22 protein-coding genes and 1 tRNA gene are annotated in these 26,360 nt (G+C 71.7%); 8 read left to right on the top strand and 15 right to left on the bottom strand.

Going from position 1 to position 26,360, the window contains the following annotated elements; all coding sequences use genetic code 11:
- Positions 1–1,100 precede the first annotated feature (1,100 nt).
- Positions 1,101–1,466 carry a hypothetical protein gene (locus tag ACZ5WG_RS37980; protein ID WP_468729216.1) on the bottom strand — a complete coding sequence of 122 codons (366 nt, stop codon included), beginning with the start codon at positions 1,464–1,466 and terminating at the stop codon, positions 1,101–1,103.
- Between the two features lie 40 nt (positions 1,467–1,506).
- Here ACZ5WG_RS37980 and ACZ5WG_RS37985 point away from each other — a divergent pair, with 40 nt between their 5' ends.
- On the top strand, positions 1,507–1,737 hold the full coding sequence (locus tag ACZ5WG_RS37985) for a hypothetical protein (protein ID WP_468729217.1): 231 nt from the start codon (positions 1,507–1,509) through the stop codon (positions 1,735–1,737).
- A 40-nt stretch (positions 1,738–1,777) separates the two neighbouring features.
- Positions 1,778–2,350, top strand: coding sequence for a DUF4231 domain-containing protein (locus ACZ5WG_RS37990; RefSeq protein WP_468729218.1), 573 nt, complete (start codon positions 1,778–1,780; stop codon positions 2,348–2,350).
- A 116-nt stretch (positions 2,351–2,466) separates the two neighbouring features.
- Here ACZ5WG_RS37990 and ACZ5WG_RS37995 read toward each other — a convergent pair.
- The 6 genes from ACZ5WG_RS37995 to ACZ5WG_RS38020 form a co-directional block, all read right to left on the bottom strand.
- Positions 2,467–2,541: transfer RNA gene (locus ACZ5WG_RS37995), tRNA-Trp, on the bottom strand.
- 46 nt (positions 2,542–2,587) lie between these two features.
- Positions 2,588–3,727, bottom strand: a complete 1,140-nt coding sequence (locus tag ACZ5WG_RS38000) for a substrate-binding domain-containing protein (RefSeq protein WP_468729219.1) — start codon at positions 3,725–3,727, stop codon at positions 2,588–2,590.
- 45 nt (positions 3,728–3,772) lie between these two features.
- Positions 3,773–4,852 (bottom strand): ABC transporter permease, encoded by a 1,080-nt coding sequence (locus tag ACZ5WG_RS38005; RefSeq protein ID WP_468729220.1) that lies wholly within the window; start codon positions 4,850–4,852, stop codon positions 3,773–3,775.
- Entirely contained in the window at positions 4,849–6,435 is a 1,587-nt protein-coding gene (locus tag ACZ5WG_RS38010; protein ID WP_468729221.1) for a sugar ABC transporter ATP-binding protein, read from the bottom strand. Before ACZ5WG_RS38010 ends, ACZ5WG_RS38005 begins: the two co-directional genes overlap by 4 nt.
- 169 nt (positions 6,436–6,604) lie before the next feature.
- Positions 6,605–9,349, bottom strand: a complete 2,745-nt coding sequence (locus ACZ5WG_RS38015; RefSeq protein ID WP_468729222.1) for a SpoIIE family protein phosphatase — start codon at positions 9,347–9,349, stop codon at positions 6,605–6,607.
- A 117-nt stretch (positions 9,350–9,466) separates the two neighbouring features.
- Positions 9,467–10,444 (bottom strand): cyclase family protein, encoded by a 978-nt coding sequence (locus tag ACZ5WG_RS38020; protein WP_468729223.1) that lies wholly within the window; start codon positions 10,442–10,444, stop codon positions 9,467–9,469.
- A 174-nt stretch (positions 10,445–10,618) separates the two neighbouring features.
- On the opposite strand from ACZ5WG_RS38020, the gene ACZ5WG_RS38025 reads away from it, so the two are divergent.
- From ACZ5WG_RS38025 to ACZ5WG_RS38040, 4 genes are all read left to right on the top strand, one after another.
- Positions 10,619–11,743 carry a PP2C family protein-serine/threonine phosphatase gene (locus tag ACZ5WG_RS38025; RefSeq protein WP_468729224.1) on the top strand — a complete coding sequence of 375 codons (1,125 nt, stop codon included), beginning with the start codon at positions 10,619–10,621 and terminating at the stop codon, positions 11,741–11,743.
- A 255-nt stretch (positions 11,744–11,998) separates the two neighbouring features.
- On the top strand, positions 11,999–13,408 hold the full coding sequence (locus ACZ5WG_RS38030; protein WP_468729225.1) for a family 2B encapsulin nanocompartment shell protein: 1,410 nt from the start codon (positions 11,999–12,001) through the stop codon (positions 13,406–13,408).
- Between the two features lie 160 nt (positions 13,409–13,568).
- Positions 13,569–14,819: a family 2 encapsulin nanocompartment cargo protein terpene cyclase gene (locus ACZ5WG_RS38035; RefSeq protein WP_468729226.1), complete on the top strand. Its 1,251-nt coding sequence runs from the start codon at positions 13,569–13,571 to the stop codon at positions 14,817–14,819.
- 14 nt (positions 14,820–14,833) lie between these two features.
- Positions 14,834–15,715 carry a geranyl diphosphate 2-C-methyltransferase gene (locus ACZ5WG_RS38040; RefSeq protein WP_468729227.1) on the top strand — a complete coding sequence of 294 codons (882 nt, stop codon included), beginning with the start codon at positions 14,834–14,836 and terminating at the stop codon, positions 15,713–15,715.
- Positions 15,716–15,776: 61 nt separating this feature from the next.
- On the opposite strand, the gene ACZ5WG_RS38045 is transcribed toward ACZ5WG_RS38040, so the two are convergent.
- Positions 15,777–16,454 (bottom strand): TetR/AcrR family transcriptional regulator, encoded by a 678-nt coding sequence (locus ACZ5WG_RS38045; protein WP_468729228.1) that lies wholly within the window; start codon positions 16,452–16,454, stop codon positions 15,777–15,779.
- A 98-nt stretch (positions 16,455–16,552) separates the two neighbouring features.
- Between ACZ5WG_RS38045 and ACZ5WG_RS38050 the strand changes: the two genes are divergently transcribed.
- The gene (locus ACZ5WG_RS38050; protein WP_468729229.1) at positions 16,553–18,859 is read left to right on the top strand and encodes an MMPL family transporter; all 2,307 of its coding nucleotides are present in this window, start codon (positions 16,553–16,555) and stop codon (positions 18,857–18,859) included.
- Between the two features lie 15 nt (positions 18,860–18,874).
- Entirely contained in the window at positions 18,875–19,615 is a 741-nt protein-coding gene (locus ACZ5WG_RS38055; RefSeq protein WP_468729230.1) for an LmeA family phospholipid-binding protein, read from the top strand.
- Here the strand turns inward: ACZ5WG_RS38055 and ACZ5WG_RS38060 are convergent.
- From ACZ5WG_RS38060 to ACZ5WG_RS38090, 7 genes are all read right to left on the bottom strand, one after another.
- A complete protein-coding gene (locus ACZ5WG_RS38060; protein WP_468729231.1) occupies positions 19,608–20,423 on the bottom strand; it encodes a methyltransferase domain-containing protein in 816 nt (271 codons plus the stop codon). The genes ACZ5WG_RS38055 and ACZ5WG_RS38060 overlap by 8 nt on opposite strands.
- Before the next feature lie 153 nt (positions 20,424–20,576).
- Positions 20,577–20,843 carry a hypothetical protein gene (locus tag ACZ5WG_RS38065; protein WP_468729232.1) on the bottom strand — a complete coding sequence of 89 codons (267 nt, stop codon included), beginning with the start codon at positions 20,841–20,843 and terminating at the stop codon, positions 20,577–20,579.
- Positions 20,840–21,829, bottom strand: coding sequence for a zinc-dependent alcohol dehydrogenase family protein (locus ACZ5WG_RS38070; RefSeq protein ID WP_468729233.1), 990 nt, complete (start codon positions 21,827–21,829; stop codon positions 20,840–20,842). The genes ACZ5WG_RS38065 and ACZ5WG_RS38070 overlap by 4 nt, the downstream gene beginning before the upstream one ends.
- Complete coding sequence (locus tag ACZ5WG_RS38075; RefSeq protein ID WP_468729234.1) at positions 21,826–22,653, bottom strand: carbohydrate ABC transporter permease; 828 nt, start codon at positions 22,651–22,653, stop codon at positions 21,826–21,828. The genes ACZ5WG_RS38070 and ACZ5WG_RS38075 overlap by 4 nt, the downstream gene beginning before the upstream one ends.
- Positions 22,650–23,621 (bottom strand): carbohydrate ABC transporter permease, encoded by a 972-nt coding sequence (locus ACZ5WG_RS38080; protein ID WP_468729235.1) that lies wholly within the window; start codon positions 23,619–23,621, stop codon positions 22,650–22,652. The genes ACZ5WG_RS38075 and ACZ5WG_RS38080 overlap by 4 nt, the downstream gene beginning before the upstream one ends.
- A gap of 21 nt (positions 23,622–23,642) precedes the next feature.
- Complete coding sequence (locus ACZ5WG_RS38085; protein WP_468729236.1) at positions 23,643–25,007, bottom strand: ABC transporter substrate-binding protein; 1,365 nt, start codon at positions 25,005–25,007, stop codon at positions 23,643–23,645.
- Between the two features lie 103 nt (positions 25,008–25,110).
- Positions 25,111–25,869, bottom strand: coding sequence for a DeoR/GlpR family DNA-binding transcription regulator (locus ACZ5WG_RS38090; protein ID WP_468729237.1), 759 nt, complete (start codon positions 25,867–25,869; stop codon positions 25,111–25,113).
- Positions 25,870–26,360: the final 491 nt, after the last annotated feature.

Consider the following 26,360-nt stretch of genomic DNA (forward strand, 5'->3'; position numbering starts at 1 on the left):
CTTGGAGGCGGCGATGCGACGGATGACAGCGTTGGACACGGATGAACCTTCCGCAGGGGACAAGGGCGGTCGCCGCATGTCGAGGACATGCGTGAGCCACTCACGCAGAGGAGAGGGGTTCGTCGGCGGCGGGTGAAGCACCCGTGCCGCCCGGCGACTCATCCAGTTCTACCGACCCCCGGATCCCCTGGCAACGACGCCTCCTACTAGCGGTCCTCGCAGCCGGGGGCGTGCCACCCTGCTGGGCGCCGTGGGTGTCCGCGCAGGTGCCAAGCGGGGGAACGGGGATCCGCGGAACCGTGAGGGCCTACTATCCCGGTTCGTGTGTGACCTGGGCCCCGTGGGGCGGGTCACCCGCGAAACACCCGAATGTCACGCTCCGAAAGCAGTCGATCGCTGTGCCCGCGTGATCGACTCCGCACGACGGGGAGGGCGTGGCGACGGCATCAGACGCACGGGCGGGGCTGAATTCCACCGCTGCCATGCGTTCCCGTGAAACCCGGTCGAGCAGCACCACCGAGACCGCCTCCCGCACCGCAGCCGAGCCGTGCAGGCACAGTGTCCCGAGCAGTCGGCCCAAACCCTGCCGATGTCGCTCGAACACCCGGCCGAGGCCCATCGAGCCCGCGCCTCCTGCCCGGCCAGGGCCTCGGCCGCTCCGACGTCCAACAGGACAACGTGCAGCTCACCGCCACGGAGCCCTGCCAGCCAGGACAGCCACCGCCGCATCCAGGTCCGGCTGCCGCAGTCATGGACCAGCAGCGGCCCCCCGGAGCGGACTTCGGCGCAAACCAACCGGAAGTGCCTGAGCCGAGCCCACGGCCGGTACACCGCGTACGGCAGCCACGCGGGCATCACTGCCTCGCAGGCGACGTGCGAGGCCCGGGGGTCGACGGCGGGCGCCACGCGTGACCAACGGCGGAGCAGGGTGCTCTTGCCGCTGCCGGGCAGTCCGGACACCACCACCACGGCACCGGCCGGGTACGACATCAAGACCGGCCCTCCGCCTTGCCCCCGTAGGTCCACCAACCCGCGCGGGCGTATGTGCACCCGACACGGAGCGATCGCCACGTGCGTCGCAAGCCCCCGCGAAGGAGCGGTCACGCCTTCCTGCGGCGCCGCCGGACGGCGAAGACGATCACGGCGATGACGAGCAGAACGAGGAGCACGGTGCCGACAAGAGCGGCGGTGCCCAGCTTCTTGAAGAAGCTCTTCTTCTTGCCCTTCTTGTCCTTCTTCTTGTCGCCCTTCTTGTCGCCGTCGACGAGGCTGGCGGAGCCGGCTGCCGAGTGCCGGCCCTGCACGGACGCCGCTTGGGCCGGTGCACCCTGGGCCGGAAGCTGCGCCACAGCAGCCGCGACCGGTCGAGCCGTCACCGGCGCGGCCTGAGCCTCCGCCTGCCCACTCAGCAGCAGCCCGGCCAGCGCGAGTGCGGGTATTGCACGGACGATCCAGCGACTGATCATTTGCTTCTTCTCCTTCGGCCCGTTGTTATGTCCACGATCATTGCAGGCCGGTCGGCCGCCTTTTACCGGGTCCGCGCACGGCGCCGACGAGCCCACCTACAAGGTTCGCGCCGGGACGGTCGTCGGCTTCGCGATCTACGGCCCGCATCTGTCCCACTTCGCCCACCTGACGACGTACGAGGAACTCTTGGCCGCGTTCGGCAGACCCGGCCGGGCACGTGAAGACGAGGCGTACGGCGACCTCATGGGCTACGACACCTACTACGAGTGAGTCTGATCGACCTGGGCGACTTCGAGGGAAACGCAGGCCCGTGACCGCCGCATCGGCGAGCAGCGCTGCATCTACACTCTGGGCTGACAGCGGGGACACTCCGGTGGGACCGTCGGCGAGCAGTGGTGGGGGCGGGATGGCACGGAACGGTCCGGCGGAGATAGGCCTGACGCCGGCGGAAGCCGCCGGCCGCCTGCTCGACAAGATCCGGCAGGGCAACGAGTACGCCCACGGGAAGAAGAGGCGCTTCCGCCGGTCCTCGTCGGTGATCAAGATGCTGACACTCACGCTGTCCGCGGCGTCCACAGTGATCCTCGGGCTGCAGAACCTCAATGTATGGGCGGGTTTCGCCTTCGCGCTCGTGGCGCTGGGGACCCTGCTGGCGGCTGTCGAGCCGTTCTTCAACTGGAGATCGCGCTGGGTTCTCATGGAAGAGACGCAGTACCGGTTTCAGCGTCTCGCAGACGACCTCGAACACTTCCTGGCAACGACCGCCGTCGACGACCTCACACACGACGGGCTCCACCCGATGTACCTGGAGTACCAGGAAGTCTGGACGGACCTGAGTCGACGCTGGCTGGAACACCGCAGAGGACCGATGTCGTCCGAGTAGCCTCTCGACGCCCGTCCGCTGACGCGGGCCGGGCAGACCGTGGCGGGCATACCGCGACGATGCGCACAGCCACCGGCCGGAACCAGCACGAGGTCGTCGCACGACAGTGGCCTAGGCGGAGCCGGCCGGAATCGAACCGGCGTCCTCGCGGTTTTGGAGACCGCGCGCGACGACCTCTGCGCTACGACCCCGCCCGGGCCACATCGTACGAGGTCTGGCGGCCACCGGAGGCCCCGGTCAGCCGCGCCAGATCTTCTCGTACGCCGCCTGGTAGCCCTGGGGGTTCCAGGAGGTGGCCCCGCTGCTGTTCGCCGCCGTGGCGATGTGGACGGGAGCCACGTAGCCGCTGGCGGGTTGTCGGGCGAAGGCTCGGTTGAACTCGTCGACGATCTGCCAGCCCTGCTGCGAGAGCGGTTCCGGGACGGTCGCGGACTGGAACTGCTTGTTGTTGATGCGCCGGAACGCGGAGGGGTCGCCGTCGCCGGCGCCGATGTTGAAGGGCGGCCCGGCGCCGGGCCTGCCCGTGGCGCGGAAGGCCGGGGCGGCATCGTCGAAGTACAGGTCGTTGATGGCGACGGAGTGCGTCCAGTCCTTCGGGAAGCGGGACAGCAGCGAGGAGACCTCCTGGGGGGTGCGCCGGCTCGCGTCCGGGATCGGGATGTTCGCGTGCGCCAGGAGCTTCACGCCGGGGCAGGCGGCGAGCCGCCGCTCGATCAGCTGGGACTTCGTACCGGCGAACGGGATCGAGTCGTCCGTGAACACGACGACCCCGGCGTCGCCGTCGGACTGGGCGATGACCCAGTCCGCACTGGCCTTCGCCACCTCCTCCACCTTCGTGGTGATGTTGGTGAAGAGCTTGGGACTCGTGCTCGGGCCGGGGGAGCTGACCGCATGCCAGCCGATGAGCGGGATCCCCGCCTCCTCGGCCCGCGCCACCTGCTGTGAGGTCAGGCGGGGATCGAAGCCGCCGATGACGATGCCCGAGGGCTTGAGGGTGACGGCCTGGCTGAGTGCCGCCTGGATGCCGGCCGGGGTGCCCTCCCCGTCGATCACCCTGACATCCCAGCCGATGGCCTGCGCGGCTTCCCTGACGCCCTTCGCGACTCCGGCGACGCCGGGGTTGGTCATGGTCTGCGCGACGTAGACGATGGTCTTGCCGGGGACCGCCGCGGGCCCGGTGGTGGGGCCGTTCCACGAGGTGTCCTTGCTCTCGGCCCGCTGCACGGCCGCCTTCGCTTCCTGGAGGACGGCCGGGCAACCGGCGGCCGGGGAAGGGCCGGTGGCGTTCGACGAGCCGCTCTCGCAGCCGGTGGCGGCGGTGGCGGCCGTTGCCAGCAGGACGGCGGCCGCGAGGGCGGTCTTGCGGTTCGGGTACACGGTGCTCCTGAGCTGGTGTGCGCTGCGAGGTGTTCTCCGGGAGGTTCAGCGGGCGCCCCCGTCGGCGTCGCCCGCCGCCGCGGCCGGTCGTTTCGCGGGGGGCGGGCCGGTGGCCGTGGCGTCGGCGCGCAGCCGCCGGCGGGCCGAGTAGCCGGCCAGCCCGACCGCGATGAGCAGAGTGCTGCCGTTGAACAGCGGGGTGGCCCAGAAGTCGGCGCCGAGCTGGCCGATCCCGGCGAGGCCGACGGCGAGTACGGTCACGGCCACCAGCGTGCCCAGGGCGTTGGCCCGGCCCGGCTTGATCGTGGTGGAGCCGAGCAGGACGCCGACGAACGCGGGCAGCAGGTAGTCCAGGCCGACACTGGGGTTGCCGATCTGCTGCTGCGCGGCGAGCAGCACACCGGCGAAGCCGACGACCGTGCTCGAAGCGGCGAAGGCGTAGACGCAGTACCGGTGCGTGGGAATGCCGATGATCTCGGCGGCGCGGGGATTGGAGCCGATGACGTACAGGTACCGGCCGAACGGCAGCCGCTCGAGCACCAGCCAGAGGACGACGACGAGGCCGAGTACGTAGAAGGCGGGTAGCGGCAGGCCGAGGAACCGGGAGTCGTAGAGGCCGGTGAAGGCGGCCGGAAGGCCGTCGGGGCCGGGGACGATCCGGCTCCCGTCGGTGATCCAGCCGGTGACGGCGTACATCATGCTGCCGGTGCCGAGCGTGGCGATGAAGGAGTCGATGCGGCCGAACTCGACGACGACACCGTTCACGGCGCCGGCCAGGGTCCCCCCGAGGACCACCGTGAGGCAGGCGAGCGGCCAGGGCCAGCCCGCGTCGACGATGAGGTACAGCACCAGGACGTGCGCCAGGCCCAGGCCGTAGCCGATGGACAGGTCGAACTTGCCGCTCGCGATGGGGATCGTCGCGCCGAGCGCCAGCACGGCCGGGATCGACTGGTTGGAGAGGATCGAGGCGACGTTGTCCCGCGTGGGGAAGGTGTCGGGCAGGACGAGGGAGAAGACGAGGAAGAGCAGGACGGTGAGGACCAGGAGTCCGTACGTGCCGATGAAGTGCCCGTGCAGACGCCTCGACGGGGATCGGCGCGACGCCGAGGAGGGTGCGGGGCTCACCGGCTCCCCGCGCTTCCGGTGATCGCGGGCAGGGCCGAGGCGGTGCGGGTGAGTTCGGTGACGCTCAGGGTCTCACCCGCCAGCTCGGCCACCACGCTCCCGCGCCCGAACACGAGCGCGCGGTGGCACACGTCGGCGACCTCCTCGAAATCGGTGGAGATGAGCAGGACCGCCAGGCCGGCGGCCAGCGCCTCGTCGAGGAGCCGGTGGATCGAGGCCTTGGCGCCGACGTCCACGCCGGCCGTCGGCTCCTCGAGGATCAGCAGGCGCAGCTTCCCGCGGAGCCGGCGGCCGACCATCACCTTCTGCTGGTTGCCGCCGGACAGGGTGGCGATCGGCACCTCGCTGTCGCGGGGGAGTACGTGGAACCGCTCGATCAGGGCGGCGGCCTCGGCGCGCTCGCGCCGCGGGGCGATCCAGTGCCACGCCGGTACCCCGGCTGCCCGGGGATTGGCCAGGAAGTTCTCCCGTACCGTCAGTTCCGCGGCGCAGCCCTCCTCCTGCCGGTTCCCGGCGACGAAACCGACCCCGGCGCGGAGGGCGGCGGCGACCGAGCGCGGGTGGTACGGACGGCCGTCGAGCAGTGCCCGGCCGCCGAGGAGCGGCAGTGCGCCGGCGAGGGCGCGGCCCAGGTGCATGTGGCCGGCCCCGGTCAGCCCCACCACGGCGAGGATCTCGCCTTCGCGCAGCTCCAGACTGACCGGGTCGGTGCGTTCCGTCGTCACGCCGTCGAGGCGCAGTACGGGCGGGCGGACGGGCGCGGAGCGGGGAGCAGGGGCGGAAGGGAACCCGGGGGCGGCTGCGGGGGGTGGTCCGCCGGCCGGTTCGGGGCCCACGATGTCGTGCACCAGACGCACGGGGCTGTACGGGGCGAGGGGGCCGTGGCTGACGAGCCGTCCGTCGCGCAGGACGGCGAACGCATCGGCGACCTCGTACACCTCGTCGAGGCGGTGGCTGACATAGAGGATGCCGTGCCCCCGGTCGCGCAGGGCGTGCAGTACTTCGAAGAGGCGGGCGCAGTCCGCGGCGGGGAGGGTGGCGGTCGGCTCGTCCAGGACGAACAGCTCCGCCTGCCTGGCCAGGGCGCGGGCGATCGCGACCAGTGAGCGTTCGGCGGGGGCGAGGTCGGCGATGCGGGCGTCGGCGTCCAGGTGTCCGGCGACGATCCGCAGGGCCTCGGCGCAGTTCCTCCGGGTCCCGCGCCAGGAGATCAGGCCGCCGCGGCGGGCGTATCCCGTCCCCAGGGCGATGTTCTCGGCGACGGTCATCCACTCGACCAGGCCGAGGTCCTGGTGGATGAAGGACATGGTGCGGCGGGCCGCGTCGGAGCCGAGCGGGTGCCCGGCGACGGTCACTTCGCCCGCGTCGGCACGGAGGACCCCGGCGAGCACCTTGATGAGGGTGGACTTTCCGGCGCCGTTGGGGCCGAGGAGGGCGAGGACGCTGCCGCCGTGGACGTCGAGGCCGACCCCGTCCAGGGCGACGGTGCCGCCGAACCGTTTGCCGAGACCGCGTATGCGGACGAGGGGTTCTCCGCCGGAGCGCGAGGGCGGGCTCGTCGAGGTGACGGGAGTGTCATGCACGGACTTCTCCGGGGCCGCCTGGGGAGGTGGTTCCTGAAGCGATGAGGACATCGCAGAGGGACATCGCTGAGGGACATCGGTGATGCTACTGGTGACTATCGCCATATGGGCGATATGCCGCTTTCTGTGCCTCCGATGGTCGAGTACCGGGAGGACCGAGGGGTGACGATCAGGCCGCTTCCAGGGCGCATTCGGCCCAGATGACCTTGCCGTGGGTGGTGTAGCGGGTGCCCCAGGCGTGGGCGAGCTGCGCGACGAGGAACAGGCCGCGTCCGCCCTCCTCCGTCGTGGCCGCCCGCCGCAGGTGCGGGGCGGTGCTGCTGCCGTCGGCGACCTCGCAGATCAGGGTGCGGTCGTGGACCAGACGTACCTGGATGGGCTCGGTGCCGTAGCGGACCGCGTTGGTGACCAGCTCGCTGAGCATCAGCTCGGCGGCGAACGCGAGCTCGTCCAGCCCCCAGTCGGCCAGCTGGCGGGTGGCGGCGGCGCGGATGCCCGAGACGCGGGCCGGGTCCGCGGCCACCTCCCACGTGGCGATCCGGTCGGCGGGCACGGTCCGGGTACGGGCGACGAGCAGGGCGATGTCGTCCGCGGGGTGGTCGGGCGCAACGGCGTCGATGACCGCCTGGCAGGTGTCCTCCGGCGTGCGGTCCGGGTGGGACAGGACACGGCTCAGCTGGTCGAGGGCGACATCGATATCGCGATGGCGGTCCTCGATGAGCCCGTCGGTGTAGAGGACCAGCGTGCTTCCCTCGGGGAGCTGGATCTCGGCCGTCTCGAAGGGCAGACCGCCCAGGCCCAGCGGCGGTCCGGCGGGCAGGTCGGGGAACGTCACGACGCCGCCGGGGTGGACCAGGGCGGGCGGGGGGTGGCCGGCGCGGGCCATGGTGCACTGCCGCGTCGTGGGGTCGTAGACGGCGTAGAGGCAGGTGGCACCGACGATGCCGGTACTGCCGGAGTCGTTCTCGCCGCCCTCCTCCCGGTCCAGCCGCACCAGGAGGTTGTCCAGGTGGGTGAGGAGCTCGTCCGGGGCGAGTTCCAGTTCGGCGAAATTGCGGGCGGCGGTACGCAGCCGGCCCATGGTGGCGGCGGCGTGCAGGCCGTGGCCCACGACGTCTCCGACGAGCATCGCGACCCGGGTGCCGGAGAGCGGGATGACGTCGAACCAGTCGCCGCCCACCCCGGATTCGGCGGGCAGGTAGCGGTGCGCGACCTCGACGGCGCCCTGCTCGGGAACGCCGTGCGGGAGCAGGCTCTGCTGCAGGGCCAGGGCCAGGGTGTGCTCACGGGTGTAGCGGCGGGCGTTGTCGATGCAGAGCGCGGCGCGGGCCGCGAGTTCCTGGGCGAGCCAGCTGTCGTCGTCCCCGAAGGGGGCGGGGTCCTCCGAGCGGTAGAAGCTGGCGACCCCCAGCAGGACGCCGCGGGCGAGCAGGGGGACGCAGACGAGGGAGTGCACGTTGTGGGCGAAGATCCGCCGAGCGTGCTCGGGTTCCTGGTCGATCCAGCCGATGCCGTGCCTCAGGTCGGCCTCCAGTACCGCCTGCCCGCTCTCCAGACACCGCACGTGGGGAGTGCCCGCGCGCAGCTCCACGCGCTGCCCGACGGGGTAGAAGGGGCAGTCCTCGCGTATGCCGTGGACCACCGTGCGGTGCAGCTCGGTCCGGGGATCGGCGGACTCCTCGCCACGCAGCACGGCCTCGGGCACATCGATGGTGACGTAGTCGGCCAGGCGCGGAACGGCCGTCTCGGCAAGCTCCCAGGCGGTGCGGGCCACGTCCAGCGTGGTGCCGATGCGGGTGCTGGCCTCGGCCAGCAGCTCCAGGCGACGGCGTGCCGCGACGGCGTACTTCCCCACTTCCGGCTCGCCGACCAGCACCAGTCCTCTGACCTTGCCGCGGGTGTGGCCGACGGCGGCCGGAGCGGCGGGAGGCGCGAGGGGGCCGGGCGGCGGACCGGAGGGCGGTCCGGTGCGGGGCAGGAGGGAGAGGTGGTGCACCGGCGCCGCCTCCCCGCTGAGCACGGCCTCGACCACGACGCCCTCCACCCCGGAGCGGCTGACGAGCGGGCTGCTCATGAGGGTGACGCCGCGCCCGTGGGGCAGGGACACCTCTACGGCTGCGCGCTGGGTCGAGGAGATGAGCTCGGTGGCCTTCTCCTTGAGGATCATCTGATCGCTCCGGTCCAGCCCGCTGTCGCCGAGCTCGTCCAGTCCGATCAGATGCCCGTTCCCGGCGGCCGAGCCGGTCCGGGCGAGGTGGCTGGCGTCGAGGTACGTCCGCAGCAGTGCGCGCTCGCGCTCCGAATGCTGCTCCATCAGCCGCCGCTCGATGGTCTCGGCCGCCCGGCGGACCAGGGTCGGCAGTGCCGGGTCCTCGTAGCTGTGCGGGTACCCGAAGCACAGGACGCCGACGACGTGTCCGCTCAGCTGGTCGCGGATCGGGGTGGCGGAGCAGGCGTTCGCCTGGGAGCGCTCGGCGAAGTGCTCGGCCCCGAAGACCTGGACGAGCCGCCGCTCGGCGAGCGCGAGACCGATGCCGTTGGTCCCCGCGAACCGCTCGGCGAAGACGAAGCCGGGGACGCTCTGGATGGGCGGGAGGTCATGGGCAAGGGCGGGCTCCCCGAAGCGGCGCTGCAGCACCGTTCCGTTCCCGTCGGCGAGGGAGACGTTCATCTGGCTGCCCGTGAAACGGGATGCCAGCTGGTCGAGCACGGGCGCGGCCGCACGGACCAGCCGGCTGTCCGGATCGAAATCGTCCCGGTAGGGAAGTTCGGTCTGGTCCGGTGACAGTCCCAGGGACTGGCAGCGCAGCCAGGAGTTCAGGATCGGGCTGCGTACCCCGCTCGCGACCGGCTCGCCCAGCAGGAAACGCTCACGGGAGCGTGCGGGGCCGATCTCGTCTCCCGTGACCCCCATATGCATCACTTCTCCTTACCGGGCCCTCGGCCTCGGCCGTACCGGAGCACTTGCCCCGAGTAAGCGTCTTTCGAGTATATTCCTCCCGGTTTATTAGGATCATTAGGATCATTCGAATCAGAGGATCCCGACCGGATTGACGGGCGAGCCGGTCCCGCCCGGCACGTTCAGCGGCGTCACGACGATCATGAACTCGTACCGCCCCGCCTCGGCGCAGGCGGCGGAGAGCGCCTCGAGGTCCAGGTTGTCCAGCAGCGGCACCCCCATGGCCGCCACGGCGAGGGCGTGGACGGGGGAGTGGACGCCCTCGACCGGCGAGGGCCGCAGGTCACTGTCCCCGTCGCCGCCGAGCAGGGCGATGGCGCGCTCGGCCAGCAGGGGCACGGCGTCCACGTGCAGACCCGCGCTCGCGGCGTCCGAGTCCCAGGGACCGAGTTCCCGGCGGCGCCGGAAGCGGCCGGACCGCAGCAGCACCGCGCAGCCGCCGTCGATCGTCACTCCCAGTGCCCGCTCCGCAGCGGCGACGTCCCGCGCGTGGACCGCATGCCCGGGCTCCAGCCAGTCGACCCCGAGGACGGCCGGCAGGTCGAGGAGTACCCCCTTGGTGACGAGGGGGCCGAGCGCCGCCACCGAGCCGAAGCGCGCCCCTCCGGCGCCGACGGCCTCGCGTGCCGGGCGGCCGTCGTAGAGCCGTCCGCCGTACGCGACGTGCGACAGGGCGTCCAGGTGGCTCACTGCCTTGCCGTGGTAGTCGACGCCGATGAAGTCCTTGTACGTGGCGGGTTCCGCGGGCTCCACGTCACCGAGATCGGACATGTAGTGCAGCGCGGGCTTGCCGTTGTCCGGTCCGGGCCGGGTGTCCCAGGGCAGACCCAGCGGGACCGCCGTGCCGGAGCGGATCAGGGCGGCGGCCCGCCGTACGTGGTCCGGGGTGACCCGGTTCCATGCGCCGCGGTCGGCCTGGGCCCAGCGGCCCCACGTGCGCACCGCGGTGAAGATCGCGTCGAACTCCTGACGGGAGACTGCGGGCTCCCTGCCGGCAGGAGCCGGCGGGGGTGTCGGCGGCGTCGGGTCGTCCGCGGGGCTGCTGCTCATCCGAACTCAGCGCTCCAAGGCTCGGAGGGGCCCTCGCCCTGGGGCGGGACCGGGGGACGAGCGCCCCGACGCCCGCACCGCATCACATGCCCGGCGGCCCCGGTCCCTACGCCTGAGAGGCCCCGCACGGGCGAAAGGTGGCGACAAGCAGCTTCGACGGGGCACGCTGGATCCATGCGGATGCCCTTCCGCTCACCTCCTCGACCGGGAGCGGGCGGTCGTCACCAGGTCCTTTTCGTACTCGCGGAGTGTCTGCCCTTCGTGATCGCGCTCTCGGTGCTGATCATCGAATTCACACCGGCTCACGTCCTCTACACCGGACCCCTCCTGGTCGCGACGCCGGCGCTGGCCGCGGTGGCGATGGGTCCCAAGGGCACCCTTGCGGCGGTGGCGCTGGCCGTGGCGGTGAGCGTGACCACCGCCACCTACAACGGGGCGTGGGGCAGTCAGCAGGTCTACACGAACTTCCTGGCCCTGTTCCTGGTGTCGCTGGCGAGCCTCGCGACGAGCAGCACCGTCCGCAGGCGGCGGGAGGGCGAGCTCGACCAGGTCCGCCGGATCGCCGTCGCGGCGCAGGAGGCCGTCCTGCGGCCCGTCCCGGCCCGGCTGGGCCCCGTACGCGTGGCCGGCATGTACCTCGCGGCCGAGACGGGGGCACAGATCGGAGGCGACCTGTACGAGGCCGTACAGACGAAGTACGGGGTCCGCGTGATCGTCGGTGACGTTCGGGGCAAGGGGCTGCCGGCCGTACGGGCGGCAGCCGCCGTGCTCGGCGCGTTCCGGGAGGCCGTGCACTACGAGGACGAGCTGGTGGGAGTCATTCACCGCTGCGAGGCGGCACTGCTGCGCGATGCCGTGCCGGGCGTGATCGACCCGGACGTACTCCTGGAGGGTTTCGTCACCGCGCTGGTGGCCCAGGTGCCGGACGGGCCCGTCGTCGAGGTCGTCAACCGCGGTCATCCGCCTCCGCTGCTCCTGCGTGACGGAACGGCCGGCGCCCTGATGCCCAGCTGCCCGCTGCCGCCGCTCGGACTGGCGGAGTTCATCACCGGTCCCCCCGGCAGGGCGGACCGCTATTCGTTCGCACCCGGAGACCGTCTGCTCCTGTACACCGACGGCGTCATCGAAGCCCGCAACGGCGGCAACGAATTCTTCGCCCTGCCCGAGGCGATGGAGGCGGTGAACGCGATGCCCGGCAGCGGTCCCCAGGAGTTCCTGGACCAACTGCACCGGGGGCTGCTCCGCCACACCCGGGATCGCCTGGCCGACGACGCGGCCATGTTCCTCGTCGATCGGTGACGATCCGTCAGGTTGCCCCCGACGGGCGGGTGTTCGACCGGGTTCGAACCTCGCCGAAGCGGGCCGTAAACGCCCTGCCGCAAGATCACCGCATCGAGGTAATGGCAGCGGCTTCCTGAGCTGATGTGCCGCTCCGACGGTTAGTGTGCTCCCGGATCCGGATGGAATGCCCGGATTTTCGCCCTCTTTTTCTTCTTTCACCGGTGACGTGTGCCCGCATGCCGTTCACCGCCCTTACGAAGGAGAGCCTGCCCGATGACCGTGGACACCAGCCCGGAGGCGCAGCTTGAGCCTCCGCAGACCAGCCTGGGCACGGCGGCCGCCCGTAACCTTGCCACCACGACCAAGTCCGCCCCGCAGATGCAGGAGATCACCTCCCGCTGGCTGCTGAAGATGCTCCCCTGGGTGGAGACCAAGGGCGGCACGTACCGGGTGAACCGGCGGCTGACCTACACCGTCGGCGACGGGCGCATCGACTTCGTCCAGGACGGTGCCCAGGTCCGGGTGATCCCCCGCGAGCTCGGCGAACTCGCCATGCTGCGCGGCTTCGACGACATGGACGTGCTGACCGCGCTCGCCGGCCGCTGCGTCCAGCGTGACTTCCGCGCCGGTGAGGTGCTGGTCGAGCGCGGCACCCCCGCGAACGACATCCACCTGATCGCCCACGGCCGGGTCGACCAGACCTCCGTCGGCAAGTACGGTGACGAGGTCGCCGTCGCCGTGCTCGCCGACGGCGACCGGTTCGGCGAGCACGCCCTGCTGGACGGTGCCGGGGGCTGGGACTACACCGCCACCGCCGCCACGGCTGGCACGCTGCTCACCCTCTCCCGCTCGGACTTCGCCGCCGTCCTGTCCACGGCGCCGCACCTCCAGGCCCACGTCGAGCGGTTCGGCTCGCTCCCGCACCAGCGGCAGAACAAGCACGGCGAGGCCGAGATCGCGATGTCCGCCGGCCACACCGGCGAACCCGAGCTGCCCGGCACGTTCGTCGACTACGAGCCGCACCCGCGCGAGTACGAACTCTCCATCGCCCAGACGGTACTGCGGGTGCACACGAGGGTCGCCGACCTCTACAACGAGCCGATGAACCAGACGGAGGAGCAGCTCAGGCTCACCATCGAGGCGCTGCGCGAGCGCCAGGAGCACGAGCTGGTCAACAACCGGGAGTTCGGCCTCCTCCACAACGCCGACTTCAAGCAGCGGATCCAGACCCACTCCGGCCCGCCCACCCCGGACGACCTCGACGAGCTGCTCTGCCGCCGCCGCGGGTCCAAGCTCTTCCTCGCCCACCCCAAGGCCATCGCGGCGATCGGGCGTGAGTTCAACGCCCGCGGACTCTACCCGGACCACGTCGACCTCGGCGGACAGCAGGTCCCGGCCTGGCGCGGGGTCCCGATCCTGCCCTGCAACAAGATCCCGATCAGCAAGGAGAACACCAGCTCGATCCTGGTGATGCGAACCGGAGAGGACAACCAGGGCGTCATCGGCCTGCGCCAGACCGGTCTGCCGGAGGAGTACGAGCCGGGCCTGTCGGTGCGCTTCATGGGCATCGACGAGAGGTCGATCATCTCCTACCTGGTCTCCACCTACTACTCCGCCGCAGTCCTGGTGCCCGACGCGCTCGGCGTGCTGGAGAACGTGCAGATCGCCCGCAGGCACGACTAGAGGACCTGCCCCACGGCCACGACCCACGGCCACTTCACGGCCACTTCACGGCCGCCATGGCGGCCACGACAGCCACGCCGGCCACGGCCCGGGCCATCCCGGGCCGGCCGGGCATGCCCGGGATCCGGGACAGCCCAACCACCTCACCAAGGAGTTACGGATGCCCGATCCCGGGCCTTCCCCTCTGCAGTCGAGTCTCCCTGCAGCCGCGGCCCGCTTCGGGGCCCACGGTCACGGCCGCGGCATCGAAGCCGTCGGCTGCGTCCGGCCTGCCCTCTTCGCCCCGCCCGCCCAGCCCTCGGCCCCCGTCGGCGCGCCGGGCCCCGCCCTGGAGCGGATCCTGCGCGGCCCCAGCGGTCTGGGCGCGGCGGGGCTGTCCCTGGCCCGGCGCGAGGAGCCGCCCGCGCCCGAGGAGGAGCCCCCGGCGGCGGCGGGCCGTCCGATCCCGGGTCTCTACTACCACCCGGTGCCGGAACCCGACCCCGTACGGGTCGAGGAGCTCAGCCGAAGGATCAAGGCGTGGGCGGTGGACGAGGTCGAGCTGTACCCCCCGGAGTGGGAGGACCAGTTCGACGGCTTCTCCGTGGGCCGCTACATGGTCGCCTGTCATCCGGACGCGCCCACGGTCGGCCACCTGATGCTCGCCACGCGCCTGATGGTCGCCGAGAACGTCGTCGACGACTGCTACTGCGAGGACCACGGGGGCTCGCCCGTCGGCCTCGGCGGACGCCTGCTGCTGGCGCACACCGCCCTCGACCCCCTCCACACCACGGCGGAGTACCAGCCGGAGTGGGCGCAGTCGCTCCACTCCGACGCCCCGCGGCGCGCCTACCGGTCGGCCATGGAGTACTTCGCCCAGGAGGCCACCGCCTCCCAGGCCGACCGGTTCCGGCACGACATGGCCCGTCTGCACCTGGGGTATCTCGCCGAGGCCGCCTGGGCCGAGACGGACTACGTCCCGGAGGTGTGGGAGTACCTGTCGATGCGCCAGTTCAACAACTTCCGCCCCTGCCCCACCATCACCGACACCGTCGGCGGCTACGAACTGCCGGCAGACCTGCATGCCCAGCCCGCCATGCAACGGGTCATCGCGCTCGCCGCGAACGCGACCACCATCGTCAACGACCTGTACTCCTACACCAAGGAACTCGCCAGCCCCGGCCGGCACCTCAACCTGCCCGTGGTGATCGCCGAACGCGAGGGCTGCTCCGTCCGCGATGCCTATCTGAAGGCGGTCGAGGTCCACAACGACCTCATGCACGCGTTCGAGGCCGCGGCCGCCGACCTGGCAGCCGCCTGCCCCGTCCCGAGCGTGCTGCGCTTCCTGCGGGGCGTGGCCGCGTGGGTCGACGGCAACCACTACTGGCATCAGACCAATACCTACCGCTACAGCCTGCCCGACTTCTGGTAAGGATGGATTTATCTGTGACCAACACCGAGCTCACCATGTCCCCCGCCGCCGCGTTCATCCCTGCACCGGCGACGCCCTACCAGGATGACATCGCCCGTTACTGGGACCACGAGGCCCGGCCGGTGAACCTGCGTCTCGGCGACGTCGACGGCCTCTACCACCACCACTACGGCATCGGTGACGTCGACCACGCAGCCCTCGGGGACACCGGCGACAGCGCGTACGAGAAGAAGCTGATCGCCGAGCTCCACCGGCTGGAGTCGGCGCAGGCCGACGTCCTGCTGGACCACCTCGGCCCCATCGGGCAGGGCGACACGCTCGTGGACGCCGGCTGCGGCCGCGGCGGATCGATGGTCATGGCCCACCAGCGGTTCGGATGCAAGGTCGAGGGCGTCACCCTGTCGGCCAAGCAGGCCGAGTTCGCGAACGAGCGCGCCCGCGAACTCGGCATCGGGGACTCCGTCCGCGCCCGCGTCTGCAACATGCTCGGCACGCCCTTCGAGACCGGGCAGGCGGCCGCCTCGTGGAACAACGAGTCGAGCATGTACGTCGACCTGCACGACCTGTTCGCGGAACACTCGCGGATCCTCGCCGTCGGCGGCCGCTACGTGACCATCACCGGCTGCTGGAACCCCCGTTACGGCCAGCCCTCGAAGTGGGTCTCCCAGATCAACGCGCACTTCGAGTGCAACATCCACTCCCGGCGGCAGTACATGCGGGCCATGGCCGACAACCGTCTCGTACCGCAGGCCGTCATCGACCTGACGCCCGCGACCCTGCCCTACTGGGAGCTGCGGGCCACGTCCTCCCTGGTCACCGGCATTGAAGAGGCGTTCATCAACTCCTACAAGGACGGCTCGTTCCAGTACGTCCTGATCGCAGCCGACCGCGTCTGATCCGAAGGAAGCCCGAAAGGGCGGCCGGGCCCGTGACCCACGGGCCCGGCTTTTGCGTACCTCATGCAGACCGGTGCGGCGCCGCCGCGGGCGGGCCGGTCGAGGCGAGCAGGCTCAGTACCGTGGCCTCCATCGCGTGCCGCGCCTCCTCGGGGCCGAGCCCGGTGGAACGCCAGTGGTGCCAGGCGCCCCACGTGGTCACCGCGTCGAGCCCGTTGACCAGGTCCGTACGCCGCCGGCCCGGCAGTCGGTCGAGTTCCTCGGCCAGCACGGCCTCCATGCGTCGGCGGGCATAGGCGAAGGTCTCCTCGGTCACCTGGCGGATGCGCTCCGAGGGATGGTCCATGCGGATCATCGCCAGGCGGGCCGGGGTGATCCATTCGAGGATCCGGGCCCGCTGTTCGACCAGGGCCGCCACTCGGGCTGCGCGCGGCCCCTCGGTGGGCAACGGCCTTATCTGCTCGGCCAGTTGTTCCAGCCGCCGGGTGATGGCGGTGTCCACGAGCTGGGCCATGTCGTCGAAGTGGTGGAACACCGACCTCCGTGAGACCCCCGCGTACTGGGCCACCCGGTCGGCGGGGAAGTCCGTCATGCCTTCGTCGAGGAGCGCGAGCAGCGCGTCGGCGATCTTCTCGCGGGTCTGCCGGCCGCGCTCGGTCCGGCCGTCCGCGGCGCCGGCGGCCGGCGGGCTGCCTGGATCCGGCCGCCGCGGGGTGTCCTGCTCGGGATGTCGTCCCACCTGGGGCTCCTCTCTCCGGTTGACATTATTGCACTCCGAGTGCAACGGTAAATATGCACTCGGAGTGCAACTTCATTCGTGGAGGGAAGCGCAGCACGATGTTCCTTGCCCTGGGCCGCTGGTGTGCCCTCAGACCGAGACGGATCCTCGCCGTCTGGGCGGCCGTGACGATCGCCGTCGCCGCCGTCGTGATGCTGTACGGCCGGGTCACCAGCGAGGCGGTGGCCATTCCCGGCAGCGACAGCCAGGCGGCCCGGGACGCGGCCGACTCCTTCCACGGGCCCGTCTCCGGCAACCAGCCGCTCGTCCTGCACACGGCCCCGGACGGGCCGGTGCTCACCTCCGCCACCGCGCAGCAGGCGGTCGAGGCGGCGGCCGGGGGCGTGGGCCGGGTGGACCACGTGGTGAGCGTCGCAGCGCCGTACGGGCCTTCGGGCCCGGCGGCCATGAGCCCGGACGGCCACACCGCCTACATATCGGTCGGGCTGGACGTGACCGGGCGCGACATCACGCCGGAGATCAGCGAGGCCGTGCTGTCGGCCACCGAGCCCGCCCGGCAGGCGGGCATCGAGGTCACGGCCGGCGGCGACCTCGCGGCCGCCGCCGACAAGGGGTCCACCGGCCACAGCGAGCTGATCGGTCTCGCAGCGGCCGCGGTCATCCTGTTCCTCGGGCTGCGCAGAGTCCTCGCAGCCGGCCTTCCCCTGCTGGTGGGGGTCGTCGGGCTGGTGATCTCGCTCTCGGCGATCGGGCTGGTCGGGCACGTCCTGGACATGCCCTCGGCGGGTGCCACGATCGCGGCGATGATCGGCCTCGGCGTGGGCATCGACTACACCCTCTTCTGTCTGACGCGCTTCCGTGAGCTCCTGGCCGAGGGCCACGGCGTGGTGGACGCTGCCGGATACACCACGGCGGGCGCAGGCAAGGCCGCCGCCTTCGCCGGCTGCGCGGTGGCGGCCGCGCTGGCGGGTCTGGCGCTCGGCGGGCTGCCACTGCTGTACGCGCTGGCGCTCGCACCGGCGATCGCCGTACTCGTCGCGGTCCTCGCGGCCCTGACCCTGCTGCCGGCCCTGCTCGCGCTGCTCGGCCACCGGCTCGGCCGGAAGGCGGGCCGCCGGCCCGGCCCTGCGAAACCTGCCGAGACGGCCGACGTGGCCGAGACGGCCGACACGGCCGAGACGGCCCGTGCGGCCGACCCCGCGGGCGTGCGCTGGCAGCGGTTCGCCGCGCACGTGGCCGGCCGCCCCTGGCGCTACCTGCTCGCGAGCCTGGCTCTGGTGGGCGTACTGGCCGCGCCGGCCGCCGGGTTGACGTTCGGCCAGCTCGACGCGGGGGACAAGGCGGCCGGCACGTCGAGCCGTACTGCGTACGAACAGCTGGCCGAGGCCTTCGGGCCAGGCGTGAACGGCCCCCTCCAGGTGGCCGAGACCTTGCCCACGGCGGCCGGCGGACCGTCCGACCACCGCATCTCGACGGTCACCGAGACCCTCGGGCAGACCCCCGGCGTGGCCGCTGTGAGCCCGGCCCGGCTCGGCCCGGACGGTCGAACCGTCCTCTGGCAGGTCACCCCCACCACCGGCCCCGGCGATCCGGCCACCGTCGCGCTCGTGGACCGGCTGCGGGACACCGCCCTGCCCGAGGCCACTGCCGGCACCGGGGCCACCACCCACGTCGGCGGCCCGACGGCCGCACAGGCCGACCTGAACGCGCGCCTCGCCGCCCGGATGCCGGCGGTCATCGCCACCGTCGTGCTCGTCGCCGGCCTGCTGCTCCTGCTGGCCTTCCGTGCGCCGGTGGTCGCGGCCAAGGCGGCCGTGATGAACCTGATCTCGGTCGCGGCCTCGTACGGGGTACTGACCGCCGTGTTCCAGTGGGGCTGGGGGGCGGGCCTGCTCGGTCTCGACGGCCCGGTGCCGATACCGGGATACGTCCCGCTGCTGATGTTCGCGGTGCTGTTCGGGCTCTCCATGGACTACGAGGTGTTCCTCCTGAGCGCCGTACGGGACTCCTACCTCCGGCAGCGGGACAACACGCGCGCGGTCGTCGAAGGACTTGCCGGGACGGCCCGGATCATCACCTCGGCGGCGATGATCATGGTCTGCGTGTTCCTCAGCTACCTGCTGTCCGACGACCCCGTGGTGAAGATGTTCGGCATCGGACTGGCCACGGCCGTTGCCCTGGACGCCACCGTCGTCCGCGGACTGCTCGTCCCGACGAGCATGGTGCTGCTCGGCGAGCGCAACTGGTGGCTGCCCGCCCGGCTCGACCGGATCCTCCCCCGGGTGGACATCGAGGGCACCCCGACACCCCCCGTACACGGCCGGTCCCGGGCCGTCGCCACCGCTCCGGTTCCGCCCGCCGCATCCACCGCCGCGCCCGGCCCCGCCCGGCTTCCCGCTCCCTGAGGTAGGTACGCACCCATGCCCCTGAAAGCCCCGCACACCCCGACAACCGAGAAGAACCGGACCCCGCGTACGGCTCCGCCCCGGCGACGGGCCCGGCGACTGGCCCGGCGCGCCGTCGCCGTGGCGGTGCTGGCGGGCGCCGTGCTGCTCACGGTCGACACCGTCGCCCGCCAGGTGGGCGAGGAGAGGTTCGCCGACCGTATCGCCGCCCGCCGGGGCGTCGGCCTGGCGTCGCCGGAGGTCACCATCGAGGGCTACCCCTTCCTGCTCGACGCCGCCCGCGGCCGCCACCCCGAGGTGCGGGTCAAGGGAGACGCCCGTACCGGCGACGGCATCCCGGTGAAGGCCGCGGTCGACCTCCACCAGGTGTCCGAGCACGCCGGTGGCTACGCGGCGCAGTCTTTGGACGCCGCGTTCACGGCCCCCTTCGACTCGCTCGGCTCCCGTGGCGACCGCAGCGTCCGGCTCTCCGATGCGGGCAACGGCCGGGTGCGGATCGAGGCCGCCGTCGTGGGCATGCCGCTGGTCATCACGGCCGAGCTCCGCCTCGACGCGGGCGCCGTCACCCTGAGCGCGGACAGCGCCTCCCTGGGCGGCCGCCCGATCGACCCGGCCGTCCCCGCCATCGGCAGGGCGCTGTCGGAGCGCAGCCGGGAGATCCCGCCCCTCCCGATGGGCCTGGAGCCCACCGCCGTATCGGTGGGCCCCGGCGGGGTGACCGTGCACGCCCGGGCACGGCGCACGGAACTCAGCTGACGTGGTCGGCCGGGCTGCGGCCCCAGGCGATGATCATTCCGGGTGACAGCGCGGCGCAGTCCGGAGAATCGAGGTACCGGATCGCCTCGTCGACCGTCGTGTCGTCGACCAGTCCGGTGGCCACGATCGCCTCCCTGGCCCGGTCCCATGTCCCGGCCCAGAAACGGCTGATGGGACTGTGCGGGACCAGGGGTGGCACCCGTATCTCGGCGGCGACGGACACAAGTCCCGCATCGCGCAAGTGCTGTGGGTAGTCCGGGACCCACGAGACGTCGGTGCCGATGGTGTCCCGCAGCCCTTGCCACATGGCCTGCATGACCCGGGTGTACGGGGTCGGCGGTGCGGTCCGGGTGGTCAGGTCGACGGCGTCGCCGAGGACCAGCACCCCGCCCTCGGCCAGCAGGCCGGCGAGCCCGGCGATCAGGCGCCGCCACGACGGCAGGTGCATCAGGACGAAGCGGGCGTGGACGAGCTGGAAACGGCGGCCGGGGTCGAACCCCGGCCCGCTGATGTCCGCCTCCAGGAGGTCGAGCCCCGGCAGGGGCCGGGTGCTGAGGAAACGCACGTCGCGGTCGACCGCGAGCACGTTCTGCACCCCGGCCTCCTCGATCAGCCGCCGGGCGATGCTGCCGGTGCCGGCCCCCACCTCGAGGCAGTTCCAGCCCGGCCCGGCCCCCAGGGCCAGCAGGCGGTCCATCGTCATGTCGTCGTACGCGAGTGCCCCGAGGTCGATCCGATCGTCCTCGCCCGCCAGCTCGGGCCGGAACACGGCCTCGCCGTAGCGGCCGTGCCTGTCACCTGTGCTCATGCGTCGGTCACCACCTCTGCGCCACCGGGGGACAACCGGTCACCGCCGCGGCGCGTGCCCTGCCATTATCGCCGGGGTGCCCCGGCCGCGCCCGGCGTGTGGACGACGACTCGCACGTGAGGGTCGTGCGTACCCCGTCAGCCCCGGCCACCCTCAACTCCCCGCCGTCCACTCGACGAGGTCATCGCGGGTCGGCGGGTCCGCGCCTTCACGGGTGCAGGTCAGCGCGGCCGCCCGGGCGGCCAGGGAGAGGGCCGAGGCCACGCGCCGGTCGAGGTGTGCCGAGGTCGTGGCCCCGCGCAGTGCCGCACGGGCGCGGGCGGCGCCGGGTGCTCCGGGCAGGCCGGCCGAGGCCAGCAGGCCCGTGTGGAGCAGACCGCTGACCAGGGCCGGGGTGGTCGGGGCGGGGCCCGCCGTCACGGAGTGACCAGGATCTTGCGGCCCTGGCCGGCCCGGAACCGCTGGAGCGCGGCCGCGTAGTCGGTGAGCGGCAGCCGGTCGCTAATGAAGACCTCCGGGTCGAGGACGCCCGCGGCGAAGAGCTCGGCGGCCCGCTCGTAGCTGTGCAGGACCGCCATCGACCCGGTGATGGTGATCTCCCGGTTGTAGATGCGGTACGGCTCGATCGTGGCGCGGGCCGCGTAGTCGGCCACCCCGAACTGGAGGTACGTACCGCCTCGGGCCACCCGGCCGAGGGCGTCCTGGATGGCCCGTTCGCTGCCGGTGGCGTCGATGACGAGGTCCCATCCGCGGGGCCGGTCGATCTCGTCCGGGGAGCCGACGGCGTGGGAGCAGCCGAGGGTGCGGGCGGTCGCCAGGCGCTCGGGGTTGATGTCGACGACGTCGACGGCGATGGCGCCGGTGCGTTTGGCGAGCTCCAGCATCATCAGGCCCATCGTGCCGGAGCCGTAGATCAGGACGCTGCTGGCGAGTTGGGCGCGCAGGACGTCGTACCCGCGCACCGCGCAGGAGAGCGGCTCGATCAGGGCGGCGTCCTCGGGGCGGACGTGGTCGGGAAGTCTGACGCAGTTGGCCGCGGGCGCGACCGCGAACTCGGCCGCGGCTCCCGGGACGGTGACGCCGATCGCCGCGTAGCGCTCGCACAGGTTGTTGCGTCCGATGCGGCAGTAGTGGCACGCATTGCAGTACAGCGACGGGTCCACCGCCACCCGGTCGCCGACGGTCAGCCCGGTCACCCCGGGGCCGTAGGCGACGACGGTACCGGCGAACTCGTGGCCCGGTACGAGCGGCAGGCTGGGCGCGAACTCGCCCTGGAGGATGTGCAGATCGGTTCCGCACAGGCCGCACGCGGCGACCTGGACCACCACCTCCCCGGGGCCGGGCTTCGGGTCGTCGACGGTCTCGATCGTCACGACGCCGGGAGCGCTGATGAGGGCTGCTTTCACTTGACTGCTCCAAGGGAGAGGCCCTGGACGAGCTTGTCCTGGGCGGCGAACCCGGCGACGAGAACCGGTAGCGAGATGCACACGGCGGCGGCGCACACCTTCGCGAGGAAGAGCCCCTGGCTGGTGACGAACCCGGTGAGGAAGACGGGTGCGGTGCCGGCCACGACCCCGGTCAGAACGCGGGCGAAGAGAAGCTCGTTCCAGCTGAAGATGAACGAGATGAGCGCGGTGGCGGCGATACCGGGCGCGGCGACGGGCGCCACGATCCGCACCAGGGTCGTCGGCAGTCCGGCGCCGTCGATCGAAGCCGCTTCCAGGATCTCCCTGGGCACCTCGGCCAGGAAGGAGCGCATCATCCAGACCGCGATCGGCAGGTTCATCGAGGTGTAGAGGATGACCAGGAGCCAGATGTTGTCCAGCATCCCGGTGTTCTGCGCGATGAGGTAGAGCGGCAGCAGCCCGGCTACGGCGGGCAGCATCTTCGTCGAGAGGAAGAAGAACAGCACGTCGGTCCACTTCCGGACCGGCTTGATGGACAGGGCGTACGCGGCGGGCAGGGCCAGCGCCAGGACCAGCAGGGTCGACACGACGCTCGCCGTGGCCGAGTTGAGCAGCGGCGGCCAGGGGCTCGTCCCCGTACTGGCTCCGAAGAACTCCCGGTAGCCGTCCAGGGTGAACCCGGCGCCCACGGCGGGCGGGTTGGCCGCGGCGTCCTGCTCGCCGTGCAGCGAGGTGAGGACCATCCACCCGAACGGGAGGAAGAACAGCAGGCCGCACGACCAGGTCAGCAGGCCCCAGATGCTGCGGCGGACGAGGGCGGTCACAGCGCCTCCTCGCGGAACAGGGACGAGACGGTACGCAGGGCGAAGGTGGCGATGACCATCGAGCAGACGACGACGAGTACGCCCTCGGCGGAGGCCTGGCCGTAGTCGTGGGCCTGGTAGAAGGTCTGGTAGACGGTGTAGGGCAGGTTGGCGGTGCCCAGGCCGCCGGAGGTGAGGGTGAAGACCGCGTCGAAGTTCTGGACGACGTAGATGCTGCCGAGCAGGGCGGCCAGCTCCAGGTAGCGGCGCAGGTGCGGGAACGTGAGGTGACGGAAGACCTGCCAGGTGCCGGCCCCGTCCACCTGCGCGGCCTCGACGATGTCAGGCGGGCGGCTCTGCAGCCCGGCGAGCAGGATCAGCATCATGAACGGCGTCCACTGCCAGATCAGCGACACCTCCACGGCGACCAGGGGGAGGCTGGACATCCAGTTGGGCTGCGGGGCGCTGTCGCTGCCGAACAGGCTCCAGATCCAGGTGAGCGAACCGTTGATCAGCCCGTACGAGGCGTTGTAGAGGGCGTGCTTCCAGAGCAGGGCGGACGCGGCCGGGACGACGAGGAAGGGCGCGATGAGCAGGGTCCGGACGATGCCGCGGCCGGGGAAGTTCCGGTCGAGCAGCAGGGCCAGCCCGAGGCCGAGGAGGAGGCTGGTGAGCACCACCGCCGAGGTGAGGACGACGGTGGTCAGGAGCGAGGACCTCAGCGCGGGGTCGGTCAGGGCGTTGCGGTAGTTGGCGAAGCCGCCGAAGCCGCGGTCGTCCGGCGACAGGGCGTTCCAGCGCATGAACGAGATCACCAGGGTGGCGACGAACGGCAGCTGGGTCACCGCGATCAGGAAGACCAGCGCCGGCAGCAGCGGGGCGCGCCGGGCCCAGGCGCCGCGGGGGCCCGATCCGGTGGGGCGGGCGGCCCGGTGCAGGCCGCCGCGCAACGCGGTGCGAGGGGGTTCGGCTGTCAGAGGGGCGGTCATGGGGTGCCTCCGTCCTGCCGCTCAGTTGCCCGCGTACTTCTTGGCGACGGCCTCGGCGCGGGACTGGCCCGCCTTGAGGGCTTCCGCGACGCCGGTCCGGCCGGCGATGGCGGAGCTGATCTGCTGGGAGACCTCGGTGCCGAGGTCGGTGAACTCGGGGATGCCGACGAACTGGATACCGGGAGCGGGCCGGGGCTGCACGCCCGGATCGGCGGGGTCGGCGGTGGTCAGCGCGGACTTGGTGGCGTCGGCGAAGGCGGACGCGGCGGCGACGTACTGCGGGTTGGCGTACGTGGAGGTGCGCTTGCCGGCTGGGAGACGGGACCAGCCGAGCTGCTCGCCGACGAGGTTCTCGTACTCCTTGCTCGACGCCCAGGAGACGAACCGCCAGGCGTCGTCCTGGTGCTTGCCGGCCTTCTGCAGGCCCCAGGCCCAGGTGTAGAGCCAGCCGGAGCTCTTGGTCCGCTCGACGGGGGCGGGTGCGTAGCCCACCTTGCCCGCCACGGGGGAGGCCTTGTCCTCCAGGGGGCCGGCGGCGGAGGTCGCGTCGTACCACATGGCGACCTTGCCCTGTTCCATCTCGTTGAGGCATTCGGTGAACCCGGCCTGGGGGGCGCCGGCTTCGCCGTGGTCGCGGACCAGGTCTACGTAGAACGTGACGGCCTTGGTGAACTCGGGGCTGTCGAGCCGCGCCTTCCAGTCCTTGTCGAACCAGGTGCCGCCCATGGTGTTCACGACGGTGGTCAGCGGGGCCATCACCTCACCCCAGCCGGGCAGGCCGCGCAGGCAGATCCCCTTCATGCCCGGCCTGGCCCCGTCGGCCTTCGCCGCCAGGTCGGCGACCTGGGCCCAGGTGGGGTTCGCGGGCATGGTCAGGTTCTTCTCGGCGAAGACGTCCTTGCGGTACATGAGGAACGAGGACTCGCCGTAGAACGGCTCGGCGTAGATCTCGCCGGAGGCGGTGAGGGACTGCTGGATCGGGGGAAGGATGTCGCCCTGGTCGAAGGCGGGGTCGGCCTTGGCGCGGGCGGTGAGCGGGGAGAGCCAGCCGTTCCTGGCGTAGATCGGGGTCTCGTAGTTGCTGATGGTGGCGACGTCGTACTGGCCGGCCTGGCTGGCGAAGTCCTGGCTGATCTTGTCCCGTACGTCGTTCTCGGGCAGCGTGGTGAAGTTGACCTTGATACCGGTCGCCTTGGTGAAATGGCCGGCGGTGAGCTTCTGAAGGTCCGCCATCTGAGGGTTGTTGACCATCAGTACGTTGATGGAGCGGGCCCCGGAGCCGCCTGAGGTTGCGCCCGCGCCGGCGCCGGCGCACGCGGCGAGCACGGCGATGCCGAGTCCGACGGCTCCCGCGCGGGCAGCGGTTGCCGCTCCTCTGGTCGTCATGGTGGATCCCCTTTGCGGTAGTGGTTTTCGGGCACGCCGAAGACACGCGTGGCGTGTGTGCGGGGCACTCTCCGTCGCCGGCCGGAATCGGGCCGGAGCCGGGTCAGACGCGGATGACCTGCGGGCCGAGAAGGGTGTACCGGTGGGCCTCGGCGGCGGACAGTCCGGTGTCGGTGACGATCGTCTCGAAGTCGGACACCTCGGCGAAGCGGCAGAAGCTGCTCGCCCCGAACTTGCCGTGGTGTCCCATGAAGATCCGTCTGCGGGAGACCTCCAGCGCCTTCGCCTTGACGTCGGCCACGACCGGATCGGGGGTGGTGAGGCCGGAGTCCCGGGAGATTGCGTTCGATCCCAGGTAGGCCAGGTCGATGACGAAGCCCGAGAGCATCGCACAGGCCCAGGAGCCCACGTTGGCCAGCGTCCGGGCGCGGACCCGGCCGCCCAGGAGCAGGGTGGTGTGGGGCGAGTCGGCCACCGCCGCGGCCGTCGACAGCGAGGCGGTGACCAGGGTGAGCGGTCGGTCGGTGGGCAGCAGGGTCGCGAGCAGCTGCGGGGTGTACCCCTCGTCGATGAAGACGGTCTCCGCTCCGCCGAGCAGTTTGGCACCCTGCGCGGCGATCCGGCGCTTGTTCTCGACGTGCAGCGTGACGCGCTGCGCGAGGTTGGTCTCGAAGCCGGCGCTCTCGACGGGATACGCGCCGCCGTGGGTGCGGCGGACCAGGCCCCGGCGTTCCAGTTCGCTCAGGTCCCGGCGGATCGTCTCCGGCGCCACCCCGAAGTCGGCCGCGACACCCGCGACCTCGAGCCGTCCCTGCTGCCGGGCCAGGGTGAGCAGCCGCTGGTGACGTTCCTCTGACCGCATCGGACGTACCTGCCCTTCCCTCGCCCGTTCGGGCACCGGCGGCCCGAACGGCCCTGCCAAAGATTTATACCGCCGGGCGTGAGCGGCACACCGGCCCGTTCCGGGCAGGACATGGCTTGGATGCGCCCGTTCCGGAATCGGGCCGACAGCACGTCGGAGCCCGCTGTTCGGTCATTCCGGGCGCCGGTGGTGCCCGTTTGGCGGCCTGTGCGTGCCGGATCCCCGTCGGAAAGAAGCGCCCGTACTGGACAGGGGTTCGAAATTCCCCGGGCCGCAATCGGACCGGCGAAACCCGCCGTTCGGGCACCCGGTACGGGCAACAAGCCCTGCGGATCACCTCTGAACTGGGGGTTCGCGCCCGTCCGGGCGGTCGCACCCGGGCGCGATCCGCCCGGTAACGGGCCAGGTCCGGCTGCCCGTTCGGGACTACAACTGGATCAGAGATCAGGTGCGGCAGCCGCCGCTGCCGGCGCCGGACCGGAGGGAACCGC

The sequence above is a fragment of the Streptomyces sp. NPDC032745 genome (assembly GCF_055579465.1).